This window comes from Pseudomonas lundensis (genome assembly GCF_002269125.1).
Lineage (GTDB): Bacteria > Pseudomonadota > Gammaproteobacteria > Pseudomonadales > Pseudomonadaceae > Aquipseudomonas > Aquipseudomonas lundensis_A.
Genome location: NZ_NQKI01000021.1, coordinates 32,109 through 56,736, shown reverse-complemented (window position 1 = coordinate 56,736; position 24,628 = coordinate 32,109). Strand labels below are relative to the sequence as shown.

Genomic DNA, 24,628 nt, shown 5'->3' with positions numbered 1-24,628 from the left:
CCATGAAAATCACAGCCCCCCACCTGCTTGCCTACCCGTGCGACGACGAAGAGGAAAACCTCGCCACGGTATGCTGCTACAGCACGCAGGGCGACATGTTCCTGATGAGCCGCTATCCGGATGAAGATGAGTTGAAGATCTCCCTGGGGGACAACGATCCCTCGTCACTTGAAGGGATCAAGGTCACCCTGAGCCCTGCCCGCCTGCTGATTGAAGTGGCAGCCGATGACATTGACGCATTCAATGGCGAAGATCACCTTGAAATCTGTTTTGACGAAAATTTAACGGACACCATTGAACTTGAGCAGACCCTCACGCTCATTCTCGACGGCACAGGCACCTACGTCAGCGAACTTGACGTCGCGAAAACTTAACCAGCAATGCGTGCCTGATCAGGCAGTCCGCCGCATCGCAAACACGCTGCCCAAGACAATCGCCATGCCGATCAAGACCCCGCCTGATACCGTGTTGCCCAGCAACACGGCAGCCATCAACATGGCGACGGGCGGCACCAGGTACATCACGCACACCGAACGACTCACCTCGGTGTGGGCCAGCACATAGGCCCACAGTAGATAGGCCAATGCGCTGGGGAAGATTCCCAGCACCAACACGGCGAGGTTGACCCTGACAGGCGCGGCCCTCACTTCTGCGATCAGGCCCGGTGCGTAGACGCCTAAAAGCAGGGTCCCGGCCCAAATCGTGTAGCAGACGATGGTCAACGGGCTATAGCGGCTGGAATAGTACTTTTGCAGCGCGAAATAAATGCTCCAGGACAACGCAGCCAGCAGTATCAGCAACCCCTGAGGGCGGAAACCACCCAGCCCCTTGTCACCCCAAATGACAACCAGCGCACCCAGCAGGCCCGTACCCACCCAGCACCAGCGCCAGGCACTGACTGACTCTTTGAGCCATATTGCCGCAATCAACGTACTGAAAATCGGCGTTGACTGCGCCAGCACGCTGGATGCGCCAGGGCTGACCCAACGCTGGCCGGTGTTCAAGGCCACATGGTGAATCACAATCGCAAACAGCCCCAACACCGTGAGCCACGGCGCATCACGCAGGCGAGGCAAACCGATGCCGCGGACCAGCGCAACCACGGCCATGAACAGTGAAGCCACCAAAAAGCGCAGCAAGGCCAAGTGACCGGGGGTATAGCTTTGCAGGCCTATATGAATACCGATGGGCGAATAAGCCCAGCACATCACCACCCCCGCCATCGCTGCAAGCAATGCAGGTGATGTCGCCGCGTTCAAGCGCGCACCGCAGCCGCCGGGATATCGCCCATGGCAACGGCGATGCCCTGCCAATAACGCTCAGTAATAGAGAGAAACCGATTAAATCCCTGGCACAACCCGGAGAAATCTTCTTCGGTGCAACATTCGATGGCTGCGGCTTCAACCGCCTGAACTTTATGTTCTTTTTCTGCGTCGCCAATATGGATATGAAAATATTCACACTGTTCATGAAACTCATCATTGTCTGTATACAAATATTGATAGTTTCTCGCCCCTTCATATAAACGCGTCAACATGGAATACGCCAACCATTCTTGAGCCAAGAGCGCCCCTAATACGTGAGGTTCAGAACGCCCTAGCCCCTGCGGTGCATATAAAGCATCTTGTTCATCAATAAACAGTCGGGTGGACGACAACAGAGGACCGCTTTCAAGTTCTTGCAACGAATAAGGCCGTTTGGCCAAGCGGCTCAACAAATCGAGCAAATAGCCTTGCAACAGCACACTGTGCGCTTTGTGCACATCCCCGCCGCCCAACTCCGAGTAGAGGTTTTTGACGATTTCAACCCGTGCGTGCAGGGTTTTGGCCCGTAGCAGCGACAAGGCCACCATCGTCGCTGTCCGCCGGGTACGGGCCCAATAATTACGGGCAAACACTTCAACTTCATCCAACGTCAGGGTTTCGTTGAGCCAACGCGTATAAAAGTCATTATTGAGTGCACCGTGTGTAAACACGGTCCGTGCCAATGCCTCGACGTTTGTTTTTGTAATCTTCATATTGACCTCGATGACAGAGTGGTTACGCTTCCTTCATCCAGCGCACACAAACGTCAGCCGGATGTGTTTCAGAAGTTAATGTCAGTCAGCCTCGCAAGGGCGAACAAGTGATTAATTAAGAGTTCTGAACTCATGGAGAGTGAACCGTGGAATTGAGCCAACTCAGGATGATCAAGTCAGTGGCCGAATGCGGCAGCATTGCGCTGGCTGCTCAACAACTTCACTGCGTGCCGTCCAATATCACAACGCGCATCAAACACCTCGAAACTGAACTGGGCACCGTGCTGTTCACCCGGGCGGGCCGAGGGTTGAAAATCAGTTCGGCGGGCCAGTTGTTTCTCGGCTATTGCGAACGCATCCTGGCACTGGTCGAGGAAGCCAAACGGGCGGTCACACCCGATGCCAATCCCCACGGGATTCTACGGATCGGCGCCATCGACTCTTGCGCATCGGGGCGCCTGCCGCCGCTGCTGGCCGAATATCACCAGCGCTACCCTGACGTCACCCTGGAACTGGTCACCGGCCAATGGCCACAGTTGCTGGATGACGTTCAGCATCATCGGCTGGACGCTGCAATTGTCGCCATCGATGTTCAGCACCCAAAATTGCTTGCCACTGACCTCTATCACGAGCCCTTGATCCTGATTGCAGGGGCTTCCCATGCGCCGCTGACGGAGCTGAGTGCCATCGCCCGGCAAACCGTGTTCATGTGGCCAGCAGGCTGCCCTTACCGCGCCACACTTGAGCAGTGGCTAGGCGGACACAATCTGCGGATCAACAGCGTCGCGTACGCCAACTGGGGCAGTATCATCGGCTGTGTCGACGCCGGGGCGGGGCTGGCCATCGTGCCCGAAGGCATTCTGGAGCGCTTTGGCGCCGGCGCAGCGCTGACGCGCTATCGTTTCAACGACCTGCAACCGGTGCAAAACCGGCTGGTGTGGCACCGAGAAACGGGTTGTCATACGGCACGCGATGCCTTCGCCAGCCTGCTGGCAGAGCGTTTTTCACAGCAGAACCCGTCGCTGGACACTGCTCGCAAATAAGCAACATTCTCAACAACCGGGTTGTTTTGTGCTTTTTCCACAAAAACCCCGACTGGCATTAGTCCCAACCCCCTGCAATGGATTAAAGTAACGCCCCCAGCCCCGGCGCAATTCATGCGCCGCCGGTGTCCTTTTCAGGAACAGTCATCGATGGAACATCGTGAAGCGCTGCTTGCGCTGCGAACCTTTCTTTCAACGCAGATTCTCGGTCAGGAAAAGCTGATCGACCGGCTGCTGATCGCGCTGCTGGCTGACGGCCACATGCTGGTTGAAGGCGCCCCTGGCCTGGCCAAGACCAAGGCCATCAAAGAACTCGCCGAAGGCATCGAAGCGCAGTTCCATCGTATTCAGTTCACCCCCGACCTGCTGCCCGCCGACATTACCGGCACGGAGATCTATCGCCCGGAAACCGGCAGCTTCGTGTTCCAGCAAGGGCCTATTTTTCACAACCTGGTGCTGGCCGATGAAATCAACCGCGCCCCGGCCAAGGTACAGTCAGCCTTGCTGGAGGCCATGGCTGAGCGTCAGGTCAGCGTCGGGCGCAGCACGTACGAACTGTCGCCGCTGTTCTTGGTGATGGCCACCCAGAACCCCATCGAGCAGGAAGGCACCTACCCGTTGCCTGAAGCCCAGCTCGACCGCTTCCTGATGCATGTCAAAATCGGCTTCCCGGATGCCGCCGTCGAGCGCCGCATCCTGCAGCAAGCCCGTGGCGAAGCCCTGAACGGTGAGACCAAACCCGAACGCCGAGTCAGCCAGCAAGCCATTTTCGCAGCGCGCAAGGAAATCCTCGGCCTGTACATGGCCGACGCCGTGGAGGAATACCTGGTGCAACTGGTCATGGCCACCCGCACCCCCGGCAAATTCGACCCGGAGATGGCTGAATGGATCGCCTATGGCGCCAGCCCGCGCGGCTCGATTGCGCTGGACCGCTGCGCCAGGGCACACGCGTGGCTCGCCGGGCGCGACTTTGTCAGCCCGGAGGACATACAAGCCGTATTATTCGATGTGTTGCGCCACCGCATCATTCTGTCGTTTGAGGCCGAAGCCGCCGGTATCGACCAGGACCGCGTGGTGCAGCGCATTCTCGACGTCGTAGCCGTTGCCTGACCGATGAACAGCCCCCTGCCCGCCGAACCCGGCATTCGCGTCACCCTCGCCGAGTTGATCGAAATGCGCCATCGGGTGCGCGAAGTGCAACTGTTTTCCTCGCCCAGCCAGCGCAGCCCGCTGGTGGGCCTGCACCACTCCAAACTGCGCGGGCGCGGGGTCGATTTCGATCAGGTACGGGTGTATCAGGCCGGAGACGATGTGCGCACCATTGACTGGCGCGTCACTGCCCGCACCCTTGAGCCGCACACCAAAATGTTCCATGAAGAGCGCGAACGGCCGATTTTCATCCTTGCCGAGCAAAGCCGCCGCCTGTTTTTCGGCTCGGGGTTGATGTTCAAATCCGTACTGGCCGCGCAAGCAGCCAGCCTGATTGGCTGGGCCGCACTGGGCCATAACGACCGCGTGGGCGGGCTGGTGTTCGGGGACCATGAACATTACGAAATCAAGCCGCGGCGCAGCAAACAAAGCCTGTTGCAACTGCTCAACCGGCTGGTGCGGGTCAATCAGTCCTTGCACACCGAGGTGCAATCAGACCGCGATGCCTTGGGCATGGCCTTGATCAGGGCTCGAGAAGTACTGCGGCCCGGCAGTCTGGTCATCGTGATTTGCGACGAACGCGCCCTCACCGACGCGGCTGAACAACAATTGAGCCTGCTGGCCCGCCATTGCGACCTGATGCTGTTGCCGCTCTCCGACCCGCTGGATCATGCGCTGCCTGCGGCGGGCTTGCTGCGCTTCGCGGAACGCGGTGCCCAGCTTGAACTCGACACGCTCAACTATGATTTGCGGCAGGCTTACCGCGCGCAAGCCGAAGCCCGCATCGCACGCTGGGCACTGCTCGCGCAAAAACTGCGGGTGCTGCTGATGCCCTTGAGCACCCAGAGCGAAATGATCGAGCAATTACGCGATTACCTGAATGCCAAACGGCCCGGCAAAACGCTATGAGCGCCCTTGAGCAACTGCAACCGTTAATCGCGCCTCAAGCGATAGGCCTGTGGCCGCCTGCTCCGGGTTGGTGGCTGCTGCTCGTGATCCTCCCCGCGCTGGGCTGGGGCGTGTGGTGGTTACGCCGCTATTTGCCGGCCAAACGCTCGCCCAAGCGCGCTGAGCAACCGCTTGACCCGGTGCGTCTGGCTGCCCTTGAGGAACTCGCGCGCTTTCCCAAGCCCTACGACGGCGCTCCTGCCGGCGCCTGGCTGCAACAGCTCAATGGCCTGCTCAAACGCTTGTGCCGCAACCATTACCCCTACAGCCAGAGCCACACCCTCAATGGCCGCAAATGGCTGGCGTTCCTTGATAACCGGTGCCCCGCGGCCGGGCTGACACGCTGGATGGTGCTGGTAGAAGGCGCCTATAAACCCGAATGCAAGCTCGATGACAAAGCCATCGCCGGGCTCAATCAAGCGGTTGAAACCTGGATCCGCAAACATGTTTGAGTTCGCCTGGCCCTGGCTGTTCGCCCTGTTGCCGCTGCCGTGGCTGATGCGCGCTGTGTTGCCGGTAGCGGACAGCGGCGAAGCTGCGCTCAAAATCAGTTTTCTCGGCGACCTCGAAGAACTGGCGCGTCGCAAGGCGCGTTCGACACTGCCTTCGTGGCGCCAACAAGCGCCCTACATGCTGTTGTGGCTGTTGCTGCTGACAGCAGCCGCGCGCCCGCAATGGGTCGGGGAGCCGCTGCCCATTGCCGCCAGTGGCCGGGATTTGTTAGTGGCCGTCGACGTTTCGGGGTCGATGGACTTCCCGGACATGCAATGGCGGGACGAAGACGTCAGCCGCCTGGATCTGGTCAAAAGCCTGCTGGGCGACTTTCTGGAAAACCGCGAGGGTGACCGCGTCGGCTTGATCCTGTTCGGCAGTCAGGCTTACCTGCAAGCGCCGCTGACATTTGATCGGCATACGGTGCGCACCTGGCTGGACGAAGCGCGCATTGGCATTGCGGGCAAAAACACGGCCATTGGCGATGCCATCGGCCTGGCCCTGAAACGCCTGCGCCAACGCCCTGCCCAGAGCCGCGTACTGATCCTGGTCACCGATGGCGCAAATAACGGCGGGCAAATCGACCCGCTGACCGCTGCGCGCCTGGCCGCTGAAGAAGGCGTCAAAATCTACCCGATCGGCATCGGCGCGGACCCTGAAGACAGCAGCGCCAAAGGTCTCTTCGGCATTAACCCCGGGGTTGATCTGGACGAGCCCGCGCTTCAGGAAATCGCCCGCCTGACCGGCGGCCAGTACTTCCGCGCCCATGACGGTCAAGAGCTTGCAGCCATCAAGGACACCCTTGATCAACTCGAACCGGTGGCACAACAACCCACCCAGGCCCGCCCCGCCAAGGCGCTGTATAGCTGGCCACTGGCGTGCGCATTGCTGCTGAGTGTGCTGCTGGTGATTCGCGAACTGTGGCCCAATAATCTGCTGCAACGCTGGCTGACCAAGGAGCACCTCCTGCAACCTCATCCTCAATGGCGCCAGCGCCTCAAACGGCTGCGCCTGCGGAGACGCCGATGAGCGCCTTCTGGCCGCACTGGTTCCGCCCCGAATGGTTGGCGGTGTTGCCCCTGCTCGGCTGGTTACTGTGGAAGCTCTGGCGCCGGCAAAAAAGGGCGGGACGCTGGCAAATGATCTTGCCCGTGGCGTTTCAGCGGGTGCTGCTGAGCGGCGGCAATGGCCGCGACAGCAAACTGCCATGGATGATTCTGGGGCTGGCCTGGCTGTTGGCGGCGCTGGCACTGATGGGCCCGAGCTGGCAACGGGTGGAGCAATCCACGCAAAAACCCGCCGATCCGTTGGTGGTGATGCTGGAGTTGACCCCCGAGATGCTGGCCACCGACAGCTCGCCCAATCGCCTGGAACAAGCACGGCGCAAGGTATACGACCTGCTGCAAAACCGCAGCGACGCGCAAACAGCAGTCATTGTGTACGCCGGTAGCGCCCACACGCTGGTGCCCCTGTCGGACGACCTGGCGACCAGCCGCAACCTGCTTGAAGCGCTCAAACCCTCAATCATGCCTGAGCCGGGCCATCGCGCCGATCTGGCGGTCGGTAAAGCCTTGCAGCTGCTGAATCAGGGCGGGCTGGGTCAGGGTCGACTGCTGCTGATTGGCTCATCCCTCAGCGAGCAGGAACGTGAAGGCATCCGCGCAGTGATGGATAGCCGCGCACCGCCGCTGCTGATGCTCGGTGTCGGTACGCGCGACGGAGCGCCGGTGGTCGATGAAAACGGTCAACTGCTCAAAGACGACCAGGGCGCCATCCTGTTGCCTCGCCTCGACAGCCCCGATTTGCGCAGCTTCATCCTGGACGTCGGCGGCCGCTACCGTCAGGCGCGTCTGGATGACAACGATTTGCGCGGGCTGGGCCTGCTGGACGGTGCACAACACCTGCGTGCGGACGGCCAGACCCAACGCCTTGATACATGGGCCGACCAGGGTTACTGGCTGTTGTTGCCACTGTTGCTGCTCGCAGCCTGTGCCGGGCGTCGCGGCTGGTTGTTCTGCCTGCCGCTGCTGCTCATGTTGCCGCAGCCCGGCTATGCCTTCAGCTTTACCGACCTTTGGCTACGTCCCGACCAACAGGGCCAACGCTTGCTGGAGCAGAAAAAACCGCTGCAAGCTGTGGAGCATTTTGATGATCCGATGTGGCAAGGGCTGGCGCTGTATCAAGCGGGTGACTACACCGCTGCAGCCCAGCGCTTTGCCGAGGTCAACAGCGCCAGCGCCCACTATAATCGCGGCAATGCGCTGGCCATGGCGGGCGAGCTGGAAGCTGCCGTTGACGCCTACGAGCAGGCGCTTGAACGTGAGCCCGAACTACTGGCCGCAGCCCAGAACAAAGCATTGATCGAGAAACTGCTGGCTGAGCAGCACGCGCAACCCCCGGCGCCGGACCCGCCACCCGAAGCCGAGCACCCGGCACCTGACACCCCGCCCCCGATCAGCACGCCAACCCCGGGCACGGCCGGCGTCAACACCCGCGAGCAAGACAACAGCACGGTGGCGACGCCCTCGGGCGAGCTCAATCCACACGATGCCGCCCCACCGGACGCCCAACCCGCTGCACCCGGCGAACCCGAGGCAGAGCCCGCTACCGCCCCAGCACCGCCTGCCGCCCGGCCCATCGAAGAAGAACACCGGCAGGCATTGGAGCAATGGCTGAAACAGATTCCCGACAACCCCAGCGAACTGTTGCGACGAAAATTTTGGTACGAACAGCAGCAACATCAGGACACGCCTCAATGAACCGCCTTTGTGCTTTGTTACTTTTGCTGTGGTGCTGGACGCTGCCCGCCCAGGCACTGGGGCTGGTCGCCAGTGTCGACCGCGATCACCTTAACTCGGGCGAAACCGTCGAGTTGACGCTGGAATCCAATGACGCCACGCAATTTGGCAAGCCTGACCTCACGCCCCTCAACGACCTGTTTGAGGTGCGCGGCACGCGCCAGGTCAATCAACTGACCAACCTGAGCGACAGCAACAAGGCCAACACGCGCTGGATCATCACCCTGCAACCCAAACGCACCGGCACGGTGGTGATCCCGCCGCTGCAGGTTGGCGATCACCGCAGTCAACCGATCAGCCTGACGGTCAGCCAGAGTGTGGTCAGCGACAACGAACTGGCCCCGGTTTTTATTGAGTCCAGCCTCGACCAGTCCAGCGTTTATGTGCAGGCGCAAGCCATCCTGACCCTGCGCATTTACCACTCGGTTGCGTTGTACGACGACAGCAGCCTGACCCCGTTGCACCTGAGCGATGCCATCGTCGAACAGCTCGGTGAGTCGCGCACCTACGAAAAGCTGATTAACGGCGTGCGCCACGGCGTCATCGAAATGCGCTACGGGATCTACCCGCAGCACAGCGGCGAGCTGCTGGTGCCTGCGCAAACCTTCAGCGCCACTCAGGTCGACAGCCAACAGTCCAACGCCCCGGCGCCCTTGGGCCCGATACCGGGAAAGCTGGTGCATGTGACTTCGCCGGACATCCCGCTCAAGGTCAAACCCAAGCCGCAAGACTACCCGAGCAACGCTGCATGGCTGCCCGCTCGCAGCCTGAGCATGAGTGAAACCTGGAACCCCGAGCCCGATCACTGCATGGTCGGCGACTCGCTTACCCGAACCCTTACGCTCAAGGCTGAAGGGCTGTCCAGCGCGCAATTACCCGCGCTCACCGCTACCGACGTCAACGGGTTACGGCGCTACCCGGACCTGCCGCAACTGAGCAACCAAATCACCGAAAACGGCCTGATCGGCAGCCGCGAGGAGCGCGAGGCGCTGGTGCCCACCCGCGTGGGCCAAGTCGAATTGCCCGCTGTTGAAGTGGTGTGGTGGAACACCCACGAAGACCGCCTTGAGCGCAGCTATTTACCGGCGCGCACGCTGCAAGTCGCCGCCAATCCGGACTTGGCCGTGGACGCTGCGGCCAGCAATACGGCACGCCCCCTGAGCGATAATTCGTCGCTGTGGCTGTGGCAACTCAGCACTTTCGTACTGGGTTGCTCGACGCTGATCGGCTTCGGCCTGTGGTGGCGCGCCCGCTGGCAGCCGGCCATTTTGCGAGCCGCGCACACCGGGCCCAGCCCCCGCACGCTACTGGATGACCTCAAGCGCGCTTGCCTGGCCAACGACCCGCAGGCAACCCGACAGGCACTGGATGCCTGGGCACGCCAGCAGCCGGAAACCCTGGCAGACATGGCCGCACGCTTTGTGTTGTTGTCGGATGCGCTGGACGGCCTGAATGGCGCCCTCTACAGCGAGTCCGGCCAGCATTGGCAAGGTGAAGACTTATGGAAGGCCATTCGCAGCATTCCGGCGATCGAACGCGAGCAAGACCCCGGCAGCGAGCCGAGTAGCCTGCCGCCGCTCTACCCCAAATAATTTCGAGGTATCGACAGCAATTCAGCATGCCTGTCGCCACCGCTGATGACCTTTTTTAACGGATTCTGTTATGCGCCTGTTTCACACATCTGACTGGCATTTGGGGCAAAACCTCCATGGCCAGGAACGTGACTTCGAACATGCCTGTTTTCTCAACTGGCTGTTGAGCCAACTGGCCGCCCGACAACCCGACGTGCTGCTGATTGCCGGCGACATCTTCGACACGGTCAACCCGCCGGTCAAAGCGCAGGAGCGCCTTTACGACTTCATCGTCAGCGCCCATGAACAACAACCCGCGCTGACCATCGTGATGATTGCCGGCAACCATGACTCCGGCTCACGCATTGAGCTGCCCGCCCCGTTGATGCGGCGTCTGCGCACCCACGCGCTGGGCCGCGTGTTGTGGCTGGACGATGGTCAACTGGATGCCGAACGCCTGATGATCCCGCTGCCCGATGCCAGCGGACGCATCGCGGCCTGGTGCCTGGCGTTGCCTTTCCTGCGCCCTGCCGAGGTCACCGGCGCACATCTGGGCGATGACTACCTGCGTGGCATCGGTCAGGTGCATGAGTGGTTGATCGAGGCCGCTAACGCCAAGCGCCATCCCGGCCAGGCATTAATAGCCATCAGCCATGCACACATGGCCGGCGGCTCGGTGTCCGAAGACTCGGAGCGCAGCCTGATCATCGGCAACGCCGAAGCGCTGCCCGCCAGCCTGTTCGGCCCGAGCATCAGCTACGTGGCCCTGGGGCATTTGCACAAGCCGCAGAAGGTCAATGGTGAAGAGCGGATTCGCTATTGCGGTTCGCCCATCCCCCTGTCCTTTTCAGAAATCAGCTACCCGCATCAGGTGCTGGAAGTGCAACTGGAGGGCGAAACCCTGGTCAGCGTTGAGCCCTTGCTGATCCCTCGTGCTGTGAACCTGCAACGCATCGGCCCGGCGCCTCTGGCCGAGATTCTCTCGCAGTTGAGCGACCTGCCGGACGTTGACCTGCTAGCCGATCCCCAGCGCCAGCCCTGGCTCGAAGTGCGCGTGGTACTCGACGAACCCCAGCCGGACCTGCGCCAGCAGATTGAAACCGCCCTGCAAGGCAAGTCCGTGCGCCTGGTGCGCATCAGCGCCGACTACGCGGGCAAGGGCAAAGGTGCCGACGAGGATGACGGCTCGCGGCTGATCGAACTCGACCAGTTGACCCCGCAGGAGCTGTTCAGCCGGGCCTGGCAAGAAAGCTACGGCCGAGAAGCCGATGAACAGACCCTCAAGGACTTTGCCGTGTTGCTGCAAGACGTACAGCTGGAGGGCGAACAGCCATGAAAATTCTCGCCATCCGCCTGAAAAACCTCGCTTCGCTGGCGGGGCCGTTTGAGCTGGATTTCACCGCCGAGCCCTTGGCCAGCGCCGGTCTGTTCGCCATTACCGGCCCCACAGGCGCCGGTAAAAGCACCCTGTTGGACGCCTTGTGCCTGGCGTTGTTTGGCGCCGTGCCGCGCCTGAACAACACCGGCCGCGATGCCAAAGTGCCAGACGTCGACGGCGAGATCGCCACCGGCGACCCCCGCACGCTGCTGCGCCGCGGCACGGGTGAAGGCTATGCCGAAGTGGATTTTGTCGGCATTGACGGTCGCCGCTACCGGGCGCGCTGGGAGGCCAACCGGGCGCGGGAAAAGGCCACTGGCAAGCTCCAGGCCAGCCGCCAAAGCCTGCGCGATCTGGACAGCGATCAATTGCTGGCCAGCCAGAAAGGTGACTACAAGGTCCAGCTTGAAGCCCGGCTGGGCTTGAACTTCGAACAGTTCACCCGCGCCGTGATGCTGGCCCAAAGCGAGTTCAGCGCCTTCCTCAAGGCCGACGACAACGAACGCAGCGAACTGCTGGAAAAACTCACCGACACCGCGCTGTACACCCGGCTGGGCAAACGCGCTTTCGACAAGGCCAAGGAAACCCGCGACCTGCACAAGCAGCTACAGGACCAAGCGGTGGGCATTACGCCCCTGTCGCCGCAAGCGCGCAGCAAACTGAACCAACACTTCACCCTGGCCCAGGAACAGCTCAAGGCACGGCAACTGCAACTCAAACAGCTAGAGCAGCAACATGCGTGGCTCAAGGTCTTGCGCGAGCTGCAGGAACAGCAACACAGCGCCGCCGAGCAATTGCAACAGGCGCAAGGGCTGTGGGACAGCCAGTGCAGCGAACGCGAAACCCTGCATTTGCTCGACCAACTGGCCCCCCAGCGCCATCAGTTTTCACGGTTGGCCGAGCTGGACACGCAGGTCAGTCCACTCGCCGCCCAGATTGCCAGCCAGGCACTGCAACACACGCAATTGCAGGCCCAACACGCGCAGCTGGAGCACACGTTAGAGGCTGCGCGCCTGGCGACAGAACAGGCCCAGGCCACGCACCAGCAGTGCGCCACGCCCCTGCAACACGCCTATGCAGAACAGGCCAACCTGCAACGGCTCAATCAAACGCTCGACAAGCAACATGCCCTCAAGCAGCAAGCCGACACCGCCAGTGCATCGGGCCAGCAGCGGCTCGACACCCTCGTCGAGCGCCAGCAACGCAGTACCGAACACCTGTCGCTGATTGCGCAACAGCTTGAACACAGCGCGGAACTGGCACCGCTGGCCAGTGCCTGGGACGTCTGGCGGCCGCGCTTGCAGCAACTGGTACGGTTGAACAACACCTTGAACACAGGGCAACAAGAGTTGCCGGCCTTGGAGCAACGTGCTCTGCACGCTGCGCAACAGCTGACTGCGCTGCGCAATAGCCTGGAAATCCTGTTTCAGGAAGCCGCGGCCGAACCTCATGCCGTCAACGAGCAAATCCAGACCTTGGGCAGCCTGCTCAAGGACAATCGCCAGCAGCAGCGCGATTACGAAGACTTGCAACGCCTGTGCAGCACTCAACAGGCGCAGGACGCCCGGCTGCTGGCCCTGCAAAGCAAATTGCAGGCGCTGCAAACCGAACGCGAACAGCTGATCGAACACGGCACCCAGACCAAAAAGCAGTACGAGGCGGCCGAACAGGCGCTGAACGTCACGCGCCAACTGCTGGAGCGCCAGCGACTGGCCCGCAGCGCCAGTGTTGAAGAGCTGCGCGAACACTTGCAGGACAACCAGCCGTGCCCGGTCTGCGGCAGCCATGAGCACCCGTACCATCAGCCCGAAGCGATGTTGCAGAGCCTGACGCGCCACGACGAAAGCGAAGAAGCCAATGCCCGCAAGGCCGTGGACACGCTCAAGGCCACCCTCGACCAACTGCGTGAAAACGTCAGCGGCCTGAATGCACAACTGCGCGAACTGCGCCTGCAACATCAGCAGCTTCTGGACGACCAACAGGCGCTCGCCCCGCACCTGGAAGCGCACCCACACCATGCGCAATGGCAAGACCAACCCCCGGCTAAACGTGAGCAGTGGCTGGTCCATCGGCTTGAACAGCTGCACTACAGCATCAGCCGTGACGAGGCGCGCCAGAACACCCTGCTCGCCCTGCAAAAGGACGCCGCACAACTGCAAGGCGACATCCAGCGCAACAACGACGCCAGCCAGTTGGCAGCCCGGCAATTGGCCGACCAGCAAGTGCAGCTCAACGCCGATGCCCAGCGGCTTGAAGAAGAACTGACGGCCTTTTCCAGCGTGTTGACTGCCGAGCGCTTGACCGAATTGCGCCAGCACACGTCGGCCTGTTTCATGGCGCTGGATCAGCAGGTGGCCGAGCGGCTTGCGCAAGTGGAACAACAACGCGACGAACTCGACGCGTACGCGGCGCGCAATCAGACAATCGAGCACGAGCAGGTTCAGCACAGCCATCAGTGCTCACAGCGCGACGCGCTGGAGCAGGCGCTGAACGAACTGCGCGCGCAGCACCATTCGAGCGGCCAAGCCTTGCAGGCGCTGCTGGGCGAACACAGCAGCGCCGAGGCCTGGCAGCAGCACCTCGAACAGACACAGGAGCAGGCCCGCGCAGCACAAGCCCAAGCCAGCGACACGCTGCAGGCCACCACGCGCCAGCAGATCCAGCTGACGGCCGAGCTCAAGGCGCAGCGTGAGCGTTTGCAAGCACTTGAGCAGGAGCACACCACGTTAACGGCTCACGTCGCCCAATGGCGTGGCGTGCACACCGGCGTGGATGACGCACGTCTGCGCCAGTTATTGGCCCATGACGAGCCGCAGGTGCGGGCATTGCGCGAGCGTCTGCAAAGCACTGAAAAACAGCTGGAACAAGCACGGGTTCTGCTTCAGGAGCGCGAACAGCAACTCGCCCGGCATCAGGCGCAGGCCAACGGCAATCTGGACGCCCAGGCCCTGACCCAGGCACTTGAAGCGCTCACCGCACAACTTGAGGACTGTGAACAACTGAGCGCCGGGCTGCGCGCGCAACAAGCCGAAGACGACCGGCGCACCCAGGCCAATCAGGCGCTGGCGCAGCGCACGGCACAGGCCTATGAGGAGTGGCAGCGCTGGGCGCGGCTCAGTGATTTGATCGGCTCGGGCACCGGGGACAAATTCCGCAAGATTGCACAGGCCTATAACCTCGACCTGTTGGTCCATCATGCCAATGCCCAACTGCGCCAACTGGTGCGCCGCTACCGCCTCAAGCGTGGCGGCAGCATGCTTGGATTACTGGTTATGGACACCGAGATGGGAGACGAACTGCGCTCGGTGCACTCGTTATCAGGCGGCGAGACCTTTTTGGTGTCGCTGGCGTTGGCCCTCGGGCTGGCGTCGATGGCGTCGAGCACGTTGAAAATCGAGTCGCTGTTTATCGACGAAGGCTTCGGCAGTCTCGACCCCGAATCCTTGCAACTGGCGATGGACGCACTGGACGGGTTGCAGGCTCAAGGGCGCAAGGTCGGGGTGATTTCCCACGTACAGGAGATGCACGAACGGATTCCGGTGCAGATTCAGGTTCAGCGTCAAGGCAATGGGCTGAGCACGGTGCAGGTCAAATGATGTTGCATACCCTCTACTCGTTCCGGCGCTGCCCCTACGCCATGCGCGCCCGCATGGCCCTGCGCTATAGCGGTGTGCCGTTATCGATCATTGAGGTCAGCCTCAAGGCCAAGCCGGTCGAGATGCTGGCCGCATCGCCCAAAGGCACGGTGCCGGTGCTGGTGTGCGCCGACGGGCGGGTCATCGAACAGAGCCTGGAGATCATGCACTGGGCGCTGGGGCAGAATGACCCCGACCTGTGGCTGCCACCCGCCCGGCCTTTGATCGATGAATTGATTGACGAAAACGACAGCCGTTTCAAGGTGCTGCTGGACCGTTACAAGTACGCCGTGCGCTACCCTGAATACCCGGTGGAACACTACCGGGCGCAAGGGGCGGCATTCTTGCAGCGGCTTGAGTCCCTGCTTGAACACACCCCTTACCTGACCGGCGCCACCTTGACCCTGGCCGACGTGGCGCTGGCGCCGTTCATACGCCAGTTTGCCCACGTAGACCGTGACTGGTTCGTCCAGGCACCCTACCCGCACGTGCAGGCTTGGCTCGAACGCTTCCTCACCTCTGAGCTGTTCACCGCGGTGATGGCCAAACACCCCTGATTACCCAGGGTTGACGACCTCACAGGGCTGCGCAGCCACTGCGCCTGTCGATCCGCTTGATAGACGCAATGGCCCGGGGTTCACGGCCGGTTGATGAACTTCAGGTCGGACGGGGCATCCATCGACAGGTTTTGTACGGTGTCGCCCAACTTGCCGGTCTGCGGGTCGCGTTCGACGACCACGATGTTGTTGCTCATCTGGTTGGCGATCAGTACAAACTTGCCGTTCGGGCTCAAGGCGAACTCGCGGGGGTGATCGCCTTCCACAGTGCGGCGCTGGATTTGCGTCAACTCGCCATTGGCCGGGTTAATCGCAAAAACCAGCAATTCGTTGGCTTTGCCCCGGTTACTGACATACAAGAACTTGCCGTCAGCACTGGTGTGCAGGCCGCCTGCGGCGCGGTTCCGGGCAGGTTGACCCGGGGCCAGTTCTACCGCCTGACGTTGTGTGAGCTGACCGTCGGCGTAATCGAACACAAACACCTGAGCACTCATTTCTGTGGTCAGGTAAGCGTGTTTGCCATCGCGGGAGAACAACAGGTGGCGTGGACCACTGCCGGCGGGCAGTTCAATGGCAGCCGGTTCGGCGGCGACCAGCGGATGCTCGGGGTTGGCTGCAGGGTCGTAGCGGTAGACAAAAATCTTGTCGGCGCCCAGATCGTTGGCATACACAAATTTGCCGTCCGGGGATGACACCACCGAATGCACGTGCGCAGACAACTGGCGCTCGGGATTGACCAGACTGGCCGGGTGGCTGCTCATTTGGGTCACGGGCTGCAACTGGCCCTGCGCATTGATCGGCAACACCGCAAGGCTGCCGCCGGGGTCTGCATGCACGCCATAGTTGGCCACAAACAGGTAGCGCTCATCATGGCTCAGACTGGAGTGCGTTGGCTCCTCGCCCAAGGTTTTGACTTGGTTGACCAGGGTCAGCTCATTGGTGCGCGGGTTGATCGCAACACTGCTCACGCGCCCCACCACATCCGCCTGCCCTTTACCGTTCTCGTTGACCACAAACAACCGCTGCTGGTCGGCAGACAGCGTCAACCACGACGGGTTGGCCGATTTGAAGACTTGCAGCGGCTCAGGGGTGATGCGCCCCTTTTCGCTGTCGAACTGCAAGCGGTAGATGCCCTGGCTTTTGCCTTGGGTATAGGAACCGACGAGCAACTCCACTTCGCGCTCGGAGGCAGCCTGCGCCGACATCGCGCCAACACTTGAGGCCATCAACAGCGGCAACCATTTAAGCTTCATCAGCCACCTCACCGACTTCGTCATCGTTGCTTGCGCTCACAGCACTGAGGCAAACCAGGCGGTGCTCGCCCGAGTCGCCCACGAGGGTCCAGCTTTGCAGGCTTTCATCAAAAACCGACACCTCAAGCTGCTGCGTAACGAAGCGCCAGCGCTTTTCAGCGCGTCCATCCATGCACTTGATGAGCAATTGCACATCATCCAGAGAAAAATCCCAGGCGTGCAGCCCGTCGATGATCAGCATGTCGCTGGTTTCAAGGGCTGCACGCAAGGTCTGGTTTGAATCGCTCATTAATCATTCACCTGTTGGAAAGGCGCAATGATAGGTCAAACCAGCGTCTTTAGCTCTCTCACTGGGCGTCAAGCGACAGAAAACGTTCAGTCAGCATCTTTTGACTGATAGGTGCGTAGTACACCTGAACCGGGGTTCGCCCGAGCTTGGCTTTGGCATCTTCTGCCGGCTGACTGGCATAACGCTGGGCCGCCAGTTTGAAGTGAGCGGCTTCGACGCTCTGCGCTGCGCTATTGAGCGCTTTGTAATGCAAGTGCGCATACCAGAGGGTTACGCCTGCCTGATTGTTGATCGCGTATTCCTGAACAAAATCCTGACGTTCACCACGCATCGGCACCCGTGGGCCGAGTTTGAGCAGATTGACCTGGCGCTTTTGCAGCAGAAACTCGACCGTGGCACTGGTGGGCGGCACTGACAACAGCAACTCAATCCCTTGGGCCCGCAACTGGGCGGCACTGCTTTGCAGACGTTTGATGTACATGCCCGGCGTGCCGGGTTTGGGATGCTCAACGGCAGACTGATCGGGGGCAGCTTTTTTTATTTCAAGCACCAATTGGTCAAGCTTCAGCGCATACCGCTCCAGTATTTCTTCCAGCTCCACCGGGAATTTTGAACGCCTGGCGTACCCTTTGACCCTGCGGATCTGCCCACTCACGCCCTCAATCAGCGCATTGGCTTCGGTTTTCAAGACCGACAACGGCCGTTCGACGGTGATCACGGGCGATTCGATTTCAACCCATTCATCAGGCGCGGTGCGTTTGAAGGCCACTGTCAAATGGGGTGAAGGGCTGGTACTGCGTGCACTGGCGCCTGACACATCGCCCACATCCACCACATCGGTATCCCCCAGATTCACGTCTTTTCGGGCCGTGCCGACCAATATGCCTTTTTTGCGCGTGCGCACGATCTTGCGCGTGTACGTAGGTGTTCGCACGGGCAATGACTGCGCGGGCAACCATTGTGATTGCTCCCTGGCCTGCTCTTGCAACATCGCCTCCGCGTCTTGGTCCAGCTCGGCCAGTGCCGAGAGCACCTTTTCAAACGCCTGCGTGTCCAGGTGTTGCCCCACCTCTTCTCGAAAGATCCCCAGTGCATCGTCTGCACGGGCATAACGCTCACGGATGTCAGTGAGGATTTCAATGCGCTCGGCCAGGGTAAACAACGCGCGGTCTTCCAGCGCGTATTGACTTTGTGCCGTGTAAAACAAATCCGTCAACAGGCTTCGCACGCTAACCCAAGCCGCGCTGCCGGGGGCATCGATGATCAAGTCGGGTAGCACGAGTAATTGATAGGCACGGCATACCACAGCGGAGCGAAAGTAATCCGTGTCCGCCTGCACAAACGCGACGTAGTGCTTCTGCGCCTCGATGGCCGTGGCATGCCCCAACTTTGGTACCGCCCGCAGCTTGCAGATGTAATCGTCCAGTTCGCGATAATAGGCGGCCGCTTTGTCAAAAGCCTCCACGATCGCGCGGCAGTCTGCCCGGTAGGCCGCGGCACGCAGCAACTCGGTGCTTACAAACCGGCCTTCGGTGCTGAACACCTCGGGGTGCTGCAACTTGTAAATACCCGTCAGCCACAGGTAACTATCAAACAGGGTGCTGGTCAGGCGAATCAGGTACTTGTAAAAGCCCACCAAATTGGTGGGATCTTTTTCTTCGGACAGCACTTCCTGCTTTTCCCGAAACAGCTCCAATGCCGCTTCGTATTCAGGCTTTTGACGCTCCATGATGGCAATGAAGTTTTCCAGTGCAGCGCGCCGTTTGGGCAAAGGCGTTGACTCAAGTTCGAGCTTATTGAGCTTGTCACTGAGTGTTTGCGCTGCCGTCATCTCAGCTTCCAGCACTTTGGCACGCGCGTTGTACTGCACCAATTGTTCGCGCAGTTCAGTCAGGCGCCTGATGCGCTGTTCTTTCTTGACCTGCAAGCGTGTTTTCGGTGCGCCGCCGCGCAGCCGCAGGTTTAGGTCGTAAGTCCAGACGCCCCGGTCATTGCTCACAATACGAGGCCCCCGATTCTGCGGGTCGTCAGGACTGACCAGATAGACATCCTCGCCCTCCAGTTGCACCCGATACACCCAGTTATCGACCTCGGCATATAAACGGTGCTTCAACACACGCAAACCACGGTACGGACCACGGTCAATGGCGGGCTCGTCGCTTTGGAAGCCTTCGATGTGATGGCGGTCAAACCAAGTCAATTGCCACTTTGTGTATTTGACCTGCGGGCTGGTAAACCACGAAAAATCCAGTTCGGTTTGTTGATTGCCCACCGGGATATCCACGTCATGCGCTTGCGCCAGTTCAATTGCGGCGGCAACCGCAGGTCGGGGCTGTGCGGCGCGCGCCCTCAGCCTGGCAGGCAGAAGCACTGCATCCGGCGTTTGCCGCAGCCCGCCAGGTTGGCCGGTCACGGGGCGAACATGCAGCAAGACCAATGCACAATTAAATAACAGATCAATCAGGGCCTGCGCTTTGCCCTGCTCATCAGGCGCGCGCAAGGCCTCTATGTCATTTTGCACGGCCAGGTAGGTCAGGCTGACGCCCGCAATCACGCGCAGCGGCCAGGCCAACGGCACGTTAGGCACAACCGCACTGAACAAAAGCCAGCCACCGGTGATCAACGATTGCCAGCGTTGTTCGGCATTGGAGACGGTTTGTCGGTCTGCCAGCTCGCTCAATGTTCGCGCCATTTCCAGGTACAGGTCGTGCATGAAGTGCTGACCCAGGGCGAACTCTCCCAATCGGGCGGCGCCAGGGATCACGGGGAACGAGTGGTCGTCGTGGACGTTATACGACGGCAGATGGAGACGATAAAAACCGCCCGCTTCATACAGCGGACGCGCTTGGGCTGGCAGCCATTGCAAGACGCTTCGCTGAAGCTCCCCGGGGCGTGCAATCGCAGCGAACAGGGTTCGCCATGAGGGGTACTCCACCAAGGGCTCTTGGTGTAACGGGCGATACAGCACATGACACCCGGCGTTTACATCGGCCGGGCCGATGATAAACATGCTGCGCACGGTATGGGGGGCAACGGTGGGCGCCGAGAGCAGCATCAGCGGCCTGATGCACACGGGCTGCTCGCCCACTTTGCGCATGTGCGGGTCGAGGTGCATCAAGGCCTTGACCAGTTGAAATCCACGCTCGGTGAAGTAACCCGTGTGGCGGATCTTGCATTCCAGCGCCTGCAGCGGGAGCTGCGCTCGCAGTTCTTCGGTGAACAGTTTTTCGCGACGCAGGGCCTCGTCCGGATGGGCCGTCAGGCACTCATTGATCCATTGCGGGTAGCGTTGGCCGATATCCACACGCTGGATCAAGCCTCTGATGTAGTCCGGCGTCATCCACCACGCCTGGATCAATTGTCCCTTGGCATGATGAATGGTCATGCGACTACCTCGGGCGGCACTCAAATTCTCAATGGCCAGTTCGGTCAGGGTCAGGGTAAAGCTGTTCAATGTACCGATGGTGCCCTCGCCGCCCGGGCCGACCGGGTCGACAAAGGTCAGCACTATGTCATCAGGGTCGTACCCCGGCGCCTGTGGCTGGTCGAGCAACATCTGCTGGCGCAACGCCTGGGCGGTGTAGGCGTGCAGGTCAGGAATGTCATCGTTAAAGCGTTTGCCCATCGACCGCGTGTAGGCACTGGCCAGCGCCACCAACTGCGAGCGATATTCAAAACGGTCCGCTGCCGACGCTTCGCGCAACCACAGTGGAAGCGCTGAATAGACCGGCGCCAGGTTCAGCGGCGTAGCGTTTTCACGTACCTCAAACACCGCAGCGGTGTCCGTGATTTCGTGCAAGCGCTGCTCCAGAACCGAAATGGACATCGGCTGATCCAGGTGCCGGATGGCGTCCAGTTGACGTTCCAGCACACACATCGCCTGGGTATCCAGAAAATTGCCTGCCGGTTCGTACAACACACACGTGACCCGCTCAAGGTGATAGAGGGAGCCGAACGCCATGCTCCAGGTACGGGTAAAACGGTGCAGCTGCGTAAAACACTCAATGGTGCCGCCCGGCGTGCAGTAGAACCAGCGGGCCTGCTTGCCTTCGACGCATTCGATCAGGATCTGCGGCGTCACCACATTGAACGTACGCCCGGCGACAAAACGGCCTGCCACGCTGTACACCTTCACGCTCGCGTCAAATAGCTTCGCCTCTGGCGTGCGTTGCCTGAGGCGTTCATTGCGGTGGGGGTAGCGCACAACCTGTCGCAAAGTGTTGCGTTGGTGTTGCGTGAGGTCGGCCGCACGTTCAATGCCCGCCAGCAGTTGATCCTGAATCATCTGCCCCAGCCAGAGCATGCGGCTGGTGCCGGTGTCGGCAGGTTGATTCCAATACGCAACGTGCGCCTCTTGCAGAGCATCCTGCCAGAGACGCATGACATCGAGCAGAACCGGCTCGATCTGACGCATCGGTTCGATCGAGGTGAATCCGCCAGCGGGCGGTGCCGTATCGCTCATGGCGACGAAACAGTCTTGGGCGGTGTAGTACCGGTAGTTGAGCGGTTCTCTGCGGGCGATATGCTCCAGCAACACCTCTATCAACAAACGGTAGCGCTGAGCGGACAGGGCTTTACCTTCGGCGTCGACCGTCAACACAAGGTAGGTTTTAGAGAGATCGAAGGCGTGTTGCCTGAAGGATTGTTTCAACTGCTCTGTCAGTAAGTGCGTGACCACGGTGCGCACTGTGGGACGGGTTGCAAACTGTGCAGCCACCGCACGCTGGATCACGTAAGTGGCATACATCGGTAAGGCTGAGGGGGCGGAATCAGACATGCTACTTCCTTATCAAGGCGCAGGGATGAGCCCCTGCCTGACAGGAAGAGTTAAAGGATTTACCACGCCGTGAGTGGTAGCGGGCTATGACGGGGGCTGACCACAGGCCAACCCCCGATGCGCTTACAGGCTGTTGCGCGTGCTCTGGCCATCCACCAGGCGCTGAATCCCCAGCGGGTTGGCGTTTTTCAACGGATCGGGCAGCAGGCTGTCCGGGTAGTTCTGGAAACACACCGGGCGCAGAAAACGGTCGATCGCCAGGGTCCCGACCGAGGTGCCCCGGGCATCGGACGTTGCCGGATAAGGGCCGCCGTGCACCATGGCATCACACACTTCAACCCCCGTCGGATAACCGTTAATCAAGATGCGCCCGACTTTTTGCTCCAGCAAAGGTGTTAACCCCGAGAACTGTTGCAGGTCTTCAGGCTCGCCAATCAGGGTGGCGGTGAGTTGACCGTGCAAGCTGTTGATCGCAGCGTTCAGTTGCTCGGCATGCTCGACCTCGATAACCACCGTGGTCGGCCCGAACACTTCCTCCTGTAACACCGGATCGCCTTCAAGCAGCAGACGCACATCGGCCTTGAACACCTGCGGCCTGGCCTGCGCACCGTGCTGTTCCAGGCCAGCGATGTGTTGGATGCGCGGGTGGCGCTCCAGTTGGCTGACGCCTTTGGCGTAGCTGGCCAGCGTTCCGGCGTTGAGCATGGTCTGCGCAGGCTGTTCGTTGATTTGCCCGGCCAGTTGTTCGATGAAAGCCGTGAAGGCGCTCGAGCGCAGGCCAATCACCAACCCGGGGTTGGTACAAAACTGACCGCAGCCTTGTACGACAGAGGCCGCCAGTTCGCGGGCCACGGTGGCACTGCGCGCCGCCAGCGCCTGCGGCAGAATGATGACCGGGTTGATACTCGACATTTCAGCAAAGACCGGAATCGGCTGGGGCCGTGCAGCGGCCATGTCACACAACGCGCGCCCGCCCTTGAGCGATCCGGTGAAGCCTACCGCCTGAATCGACGGGTGCTTGACCAGCGCCTCCCCGACCCCGGCGCCATAAATCATATTGAACACGCCCTGGGGCATACCGGTGCGCTCAGCCGCACGCAGGATGGCATCGGCCACCTGTTCAGCGGTGGCCATATGACCGCTGTGCGCCTTGAACACCACAGGACAGCCAGCGGCCAGCGCAGAAGCGGTATCCCCGCCCGCCGTAGAAAATGCCAGCGGGAAATTACTGGCGCCAAACACGGCGACCGGCCCCAGACCGATGCGGTACTGGCGTAAGTCCGGACGGGGCAACGGGCTGCGCTGCGGCAACGCCTGATCGATGCGCGCGCCATAAAAATCGCCCCGGCGCAGTACCTTGGCAAACAGACGCATTTGCCCGCTGGTGCGGCCACGCTCGCCTGCAATACGGGCGGCCGGGAGTGCGGTTTCACGGCATACCAGGGCGACAAACTCATCGCCCAATGCATCCAGCTCATCGGCAATGGCGTCCAGAAACGTTGCCCGATGCTCGGCGCTCACGCTTTTATAAGCCGGGTAAGCGGCGGCCGCTGCACGGGCCGCGCGGTCAACCTCTGGCAACGTGGCCTGATAGAAGTCGTAGGCCAGTGCTTCGCCGGTGTTGGCGTCCACACTTTTAACAATGACGCTGCCTTGCGCACTGCGTTGGCCGCCAATGTAGTTGTGGCCGAGAATCTGAGTCATACCTGCTCTCCTTTCAAAGTGTACCGACAGCGCCGGGTTCGAACACCGCGTCGACCGGTGCAATGCCGTTGATCAACGGTGCGCCGAAGGCCGACTGCGTGATTTCAAAGCGATCACCCGGACGGGTGCGCACACCATCGGCAAACGACAGCGTCGCGGTGCCGAAAAAATGCACGTGCACGTCGCCCGGCCGCAAAAACTGGGTGTACTTAAAGTGGTGGTATTCGAGGTTTTCCAGGCTGTGGCACATGTTGGCTTCACCGCTCAGGAATTCGTTCTCCCACAGCACTTGGCCATCACGCAGAATGCGACTGCTGCCCGACAAATGCGGCGGCAAGTCGCCGACCCGCAGCTCCGGGCCAAACGAGCAACTGCGCAGTTTGGAGTGGGCCAGGTACAGGTAGTTTTTGCGCTCCATGACGTGGTCGGAAAACTCGTTACCGACGGCGAAGCCCAGTCGATACGGCTTGCGGTCATGGCCGATGACGTACAGCCCACCGATTTCAGGCTCCTCACCCGCGTCTTCGGCAAACGGCGGCAATGGAAACGCTTCACCGGGCCGCACAACAATGCTGCCGTCGCCCTTGTAAAACCATTCGGGTTGCACACCTGCCTCACCTGCGTCCGGTTTCCCCCCCTCCACGCCCCATTTGAAAATGCGCATGGTGTCAGTGAGCGCCGTCTCGTCGTGGGTCTGCTGGTGCATTTTGTCCCGCGCCGCCGCACTGCCCAGATGGGTAAGCCCCGTGCCGCTGATCAACATATGGGCCGGGTCCGGGTGATCCAGTGGCGGCAAAATCCGGCACTCGTCCAGTAGCGCCTGATAGTCGTGGGTAATGCCCAGCCCCAGTGCCTCAATCTGCTGCGCCAGCGACACACCGGCTTCAATGGCAGCCAATGCCACCTCACGCACGCTGGTGCAATCAACGACTTCCCGAATCAGGCCGTCTTGCACGACGCCTACACGGCGCTGGCCATTGTTCAATTCAAACTGTACTAAACGCATGATGAGCCTCA

General features: G+C 60.8%; 18 protein-coding genes. 11 read left to right on the top strand and 7 right to left on the bottom strand.

The window, feature by feature from the left end:
- Positions 1-2 precede the first annotated feature (2 nt).
- On the top strand, positions 3-374 hold the full coding sequence (locus CJF39_RS14115; RefSeq protein WP_094993967.1) for a hypothetical protein: 372 nt from the start codon (positions 3-5) through the stop codon (positions 372-374).
- 18 nt (positions 375-392) lie between these two features.
- On the opposite strand, the gene CJF39_RS14110 is transcribed toward CJF39_RS14115, so the two are convergent.
- Positions 393-1,223 (bottom strand): DMT family transporter, encoded by an 831-nt coding sequence (locus CJF39_RS14110; protein WP_094993966.1) that lies wholly within the window; start codon positions 1,221-1,223, stop codon positions 393-395.
- Between the two features lie 32 nt (positions 1,224-1,255).
- Complete coding sequence (locus CJF39_RS14105) at positions 1,256-2,017, bottom strand: iron-containing redox enzyme family protein (protein WP_094993965.1); 762 nt, start codon at positions 2,015-2,017, stop codon at positions 1,256-1,258.
- A gap of 146 nt (positions 2,018-2,163) precedes the next feature.
- Here CJF39_RS14105 and CJF39_RS14100 point away from each other — a divergent pair, with 146 nt between their 5' ends.
- The 10 genes from CJF39_RS14100 to CJF39_RS14055 all read left to right on the top strand — a co-directional run bounded on the left by CJF39_RS14100 (position 2,164) and on the right by CJF39_RS14055 (position 15,588).
- Positions 2,164-3,060, top strand: a complete 897-nt coding sequence (locus CJF39_RS14100) for a LysR family transcriptional regulator (protein ID WP_094993964.1) — start codon at positions 2,164-2,166, stop codon at positions 3,058-3,060.
- A 150-nt stretch (positions 3,061-3,210) separates the two neighbouring features.
- A complete protein-coding gene (locus tag CJF39_RS14095; protein ID WP_016780594.1) occupies positions 3,211-4,170 on the top strand; it encodes an AAA family ATPase in 960 nt (319 codons plus the stop codon).
- Positions 4,171-4,173: 3 nt separating this feature from the next.
- Positions 4,174-5,118, top strand: coding sequence for a DUF58 domain-containing protein (locus CJF39_RS14090; RefSeq protein ID WP_094993963.1), 945 nt, complete (start codon positions 4,174-4,176; stop codon positions 5,116-5,118).
- Positions 5,115-5,609, top strand: coding sequence for a DUF4381 domain-containing protein (locus CJF39_RS14085; RefSeq protein ID WP_094993962.1), 495 nt, complete (start codon positions 5,115-5,117; stop codon positions 5,607-5,609). The genes CJF39_RS14090 and CJF39_RS14085 overlap by 4 nt, the downstream gene beginning before the upstream one ends.
- Complete coding sequence (locus CJF39_RS14080; RefSeq protein WP_094993961.1) at positions 5,602-6,678, top strand: vWA domain-containing protein; 1,077 nt, start codon at positions 5,602-5,604, stop codon at positions 6,676-6,678. The genes CJF39_RS14085 and CJF39_RS14080 overlap by 8 nt, the downstream gene beginning before the upstream one ends.
- Entirely contained in the window at positions 6,675-8,408 is a 1,734-nt protein-coding gene (locus tag CJF39_RS14075; protein ID WP_094993960.1) for a tetratricopeptide repeat protein, read from the top strand. Before CJF39_RS14080 ends, CJF39_RS14075 begins: the two co-directional genes overlap by 4 nt.
- On the top strand, positions 8,405-10,039 hold the full coding sequence (locus tag CJF39_RS14070; protein WP_094993959.1) for a BatD family protein: 1,635 nt from the start codon (positions 8,405-8,407) through the stop codon (positions 10,037-10,039). The genes CJF39_RS14075 and CJF39_RS14070 overlap by 4 nt, the downstream gene beginning before the upstream one ends.
- A gap of 70 nt (positions 10,040-10,109) precedes the next feature.
- A complete protein-coding gene (locus CJF39_RS14065; RefSeq protein ID WP_094993958.1) occupies positions 10,110-11,354 on the top strand; it encodes an exonuclease SbcCD subunit D C-terminal domain-containing protein in 1,245 nt (414 codons plus the stop codon).
- Entirely contained in the window at positions 11,351-14,992 is a 3,642-nt protein-coding gene (locus tag CJF39_RS14060; RefSeq protein WP_094993957.1) for an AAA family ATPase, read from the top strand. Before CJF39_RS14065 ends, CJF39_RS14060 begins: the two co-directional genes overlap by 4 nt.
- 2 nt (positions 14,993-14,994) lie before the next feature.
- Positions 14,995-15,588 carry a glutathione S-transferase gene (locus tag CJF39_RS14055; RefSeq protein ID WP_094993998.1) on the top strand — a complete coding sequence of 198 codons (594 nt, stop codon included), beginning with the start codon at positions 14,995-14,997 and terminating at the stop codon, positions 15,586-15,588.
- An 80-nt stretch (positions 15,589-15,668) separates the two neighbouring features.
- Here the strand turns inward: CJF39_RS14055 and CJF39_RS14050 are convergent, their stop codons facing one another.
- The 5 genes from CJF39_RS14050 to araD1 form a co-directional block, all read right to left on the bottom strand.
- Positions 15,669-16,841: a lactonase family protein gene (locus CJF39_RS14050; RefSeq protein ID WP_094993956.1), complete on the bottom strand. Its 1,173-nt coding sequence runs from the start codon at positions 16,839-16,841 to the stop codon at positions 15,669-15,671.
- On the bottom strand, positions 16,831-17,130 hold the full coding sequence (locus tag CJF39_RS14045; protein ID WP_094993955.1) for a DUF5629 family protein: 300 nt from the start codon (positions 17,128-17,130) through the stop codon (positions 16,831-16,833). The genes CJF39_RS14050 and CJF39_RS14045 overlap by 11 nt, the downstream gene beginning before the upstream one ends.
- 58 nt (positions 17,131-17,188) lie before the next feature.
- Entirely contained in the window at positions 17,189-21,907 is a 4,719-nt protein-coding gene (locus CJF39_RS14040) for a dermonecrotic toxin domain-containing protein (protein ID WP_094993954.1), read from the bottom strand.
- 123 nt (positions 21,908-22,030) lie between these two features.
- A complete protein-coding gene (locus CJF39_RS14035; protein ID WP_094993953.1) occupies positions 22,031-23,611 on the bottom strand; it encodes an aldehyde dehydrogenase (NADP(+)) in 1,581 nt (526 codons plus the stop codon).
- 13 nt (positions 23,612-23,624) lie between these two features.
- Complete coding sequence (gene araD1, locus CJF39_RS14030) at positions 23,625-24,617, bottom strand: AraD1 family protein (RefSeq protein WP_094993952.1); 993 nt, start codon at positions 24,615-24,617, stop codon at positions 23,625-23,627.
- Positions 24,618-24,628 lie beyond the last annotated feature (11 nt).

Bases quoted from the DNA above. Each gene is read 5' to 3' on its own strand.
- CJF39_RS14115 (WP_094993967.1), top strand. From the start codon at position 3: ATGAAAATCACAGCCCCCCACCTGCTTGCCTACCCGTGCGACGACGAA.
- CJF39_RS14110 (WP_094993966.1), bottom strand. From the start codon at position 1,223: ATGGCGGGGGTGGTGATGTGCTGGGCTTATTCGCCCATCGGTATTCAT.
- CJF39_RS14105 (WP_094993965.1), bottom strand. From the start codon at position 2,017: ATGAAGATTACAAAAACAAACGTCGAGGCATTGGCACGGACCGTGTTT.
- CJF39_RS14095 (WP_016780594.1), top strand. From the start codon at position 3,211: ATGGAACATCGTGAAGCGCTGCTTGCGCTGCGAACCTTTCTTTCAACG.
- CJF39_RS14090 (WP_094993963.1), top strand. From the start codon at position 4,174: ATGAACAGCCCCCTGCCCGCCGAACCCGGCATTCGCGTCACCCTCGCC.
- CJF39_RS14085 (WP_094993962.1), top strand. From the start codon at position 5,115: ATGAGCGCCCTTGAGCAACTGCAACCGTTAATCGCGCCTCAAGCGATA.
- CJF39_RS14080 (WP_094993961.1), top strand. From the start codon at position 5,602: ATGTTTGAGTTCGCCTGGCCCTGGCTGTTCGCCCTGTTGCCGCTGCCG.
- CJF39_RS14075 (WP_094993960.1), top strand. From the start codon at position 6,675: ATGAGCGCCTTCTGGCCGCACTGGTTCCGCCCCGAATGGTTGGCGGTG.
- CJF39_RS14070 (WP_094993959.1), top strand. From the start codon at position 8,405: ATGAACCGCCTTTGTGCTTTGTTACTTTTGCTGTGGTGCTGGACGCTG.
- CJF39_RS14065 (WP_094993958.1), top strand. From the start codon at position 10,110: ATGCGCCTGTTTCACACATCTGACTGGCATTTGGGGCAAAACCTCCAT.
- CJF39_RS14060 (WP_094993957.1), top strand. From the start codon at position 11,351: ATGAAAATTCTCGCCATCCGCCTGAAAAACCTCGCTTCGCTGGCGGGG.
- CJF39_RS14050 (WP_094993956.1), bottom strand. From the start codon at position 16,841: ATGAAGCTTAAATGGTTGCCGCTGTTGATGGCCTCAAGTGTTGGCGCG.
- CJF39_RS14045 (WP_094993955.1), bottom strand. From the start codon at position 17,130: ATGAGCGATTCAAACCAGACCTTGCGTGCAGCCCTTGAAACCAGCGAC.
- CJF39_RS14040 (WP_094993954.1), bottom strand. From the start codon at position 21,907: ATGTCTGATTCCGCCCCCTCAGCCTTACCGATGTATGCCACTTACGTG.
- CJF39_RS14035 (WP_094993953.1), bottom strand. From the start codon at position 23,611: ATGACTCAGATTCTCGGCCACAACTACATTGGCGGCCAACGCAGTGCG.
- araD1 (WP_094993952.1), bottom strand. From the start codon at position 24,617: ATGCGTTTAGTACAGTTTGAATTGAACAATGGCCAGCGCCGTGTAGGC.